Source organism: Candidatus Thiosymbion oneisti, from assembly GCF_004359955.1.
GTDB lineage: Bacteria > Pseudomonadota > Gammaproteobacteria > Chromatiales > Chromatiaceae > Thiosymbion > Thiosymbion oneisti.
On the sequence record NZ_SMSC01000167.1, the window covers coordinates 1 to 378 of the forward strand.

Annotated in this window: 1 pseudogene; it reads right to left on the reverse strand. The window is 61.9% G+C overall.

Going from position 1 to position 378, the window contains the following annotated elements:
* Window positions 1–378, reverse strand: a pseudogene (locus E1958_RS20670) (transposase); the annotation flags it as partial.

The following is a 378-nucleotide window of genomic DNA, read 5'->3' on the forward strand; positions in this document are numbered from 1 at the left end:
GAATAGCCGATAAACTGCTCCCCATCGATGCCCAGCCGGGCGAGGATCTTGGGCTCTCGCGCCTCGATATATCCAGACTTATCCGCGCGTAATGCGTGGCCCGTCCAATCGACCAGCTCCAAGTAGTCCTCGAAGGCAAATGGCACTGCCCAGGGGGTCTGTGCGGTGGCATCGAAGGGCATCAGCGGGGCCTGGGATAAGATTCGAGTCTCAGCTTCCGATCGTAACCGCTCCCCGTCGAGTGTTGTGTCAGGGTCTTTAGCGGTTGCGGTCTCCTGCGAGCCGGCTTCGAACCCGACTTCTTCCGGCAACCCGACGACGCGCTCTTGAATCGAAGTGTAGTCCGAAGCCTCCGGCGTCTCGGCCAGCCCCGCCCGC